Consider the following 1,260-nt stretch of genomic DNA (forward strand, 5'->3'; position numbering starts at 1 on the left):
GGCGGCATCCCCGCGCGCACGCTCCTCGACCTCGCCCCGCCCGCGGACGACGTCACCCATGTGATGGTGTGGGCCGAGTACGGATTCAGCTCCGACAACACCGGATCACAGGGGTCCCACCGGAGGAGATCCGAAGGAGATACTGACCGGCGATTCAGTATCCCGGCGGCGAAGGAGCCCGTATGGCCACCCCCCTGCTGTCCCTGACCTGGACCGATCACCTCACGGGCCGGCAGGGCTTCCTGGTCGTCGACCGGCTGGTGCGCGGTGTCTCCAGCGGAGGTCTGCGGATGCGCGCCGGCTGCACCCTGGACGAGGTCGCGGATCTCGCCCGCGGCATGACCGTGAAGGAGGCCCTGCACTACGACCCCGCGAACCGCTACGTCCCGCTCGGCGGCGCCAAGGGCGGCATCGACTGCGATCCCCTGGACCCGGAGGCGTACCCGCTGCTGGTGCGCTACCTGCGCGCCATGCGGCCGTACATAGAGAGCTGCTGGACGACGGGTGAGGACCTGGGGCTGACCCAGGACCTGGTCGACCGGGCCGCGGCCGAGGCGGGGCTGGTCTCCTCGATCCAGGCCGTCTATCCGCTGCTGGACGACGAGGCCGAGGCCCGGCGGCGGCTCCGGGACGCGTTCGCGGTCGAGGTCGACGGCATCGGTCTGGACGAACTGGTCGGCGGCTGCGGTGTGGCCGAGGCGGCCCTGGCCGCCCTCGACCGGGCCGGTGTGCCGTACGCCGGGACGCGGGTCGCCCTCCAGGGGCTGGGCACCATGGGCGGGGCCACGGCGCGCTTCCTCACGCGCGCGGGGCTCACGGTCGTGGCCGTCGCCGACCTCAAGGGCACGATCGCCAACCGGGCGGGCCTCGACGTCGAGGCGCTGCTCGCCGCGCGGGACGCCCACGGCATGGTGGACCGCTCCGCGCTGCGCCCCGGCGATCGCGAACTGGCGGGCGACGCCTGGCTGTCGGCCGACGCGGACGTGCTGGTGCCGGCGGCCGTGTCGTACGCGATCGACGCCGGGAACCAGGAGCGGATCACCGCCCGCTGGGTCGTGGAGGCGGCCAACATGCCCGTACGGCCGGAGGCGGAGCCGGCGCTGGCCGCGCGCGGAGTGACCGTGCTGCCGGACGTCGTGGTCAACTCGGGGACGAACGCCTGGTGGTGGTGGACGCTGTTCGGGGACATCGGTGCCCGCGGACCGGGACCCGGAGCGGTTCGCCGATCCGGACGTGCTGGACCTCTCCCGTCGCGACAAC

The 1,260-nt window shown here is 73.5% G+C and carries 1 protein-coding gene and 1 pseudogene; both read left to right on the forward strand.

Features of this window, described 5'->3' with window-relative positions:
- Positions 1-93 (forward strand): annotated as a pseudogene (locus ABZ281_RS49780) (sulfite oxidase-like oxidoreductase); the annotation flags it as partial.
- Between the two features lie 89 nt (positions 94-182).
- Positions 183-1,260 (forward strand): Glu/Leu/Phe/Val dehydrogenase dimerization domain-containing protein (locus ABZ281_RS49785; protein WP_356665497.1); only part of this gene is annotated, 1,078 nt, incomplete at its 3' end.

It is taken from the genome of Streptomyces sp. NPDC006265 (assembly GCF_040613555.1).
Classification (GTDB): domain Bacteria; phylum Actinomycetota; class Actinomycetes; order Streptomycetales; family Streptomycetaceae; genus Streptomyces.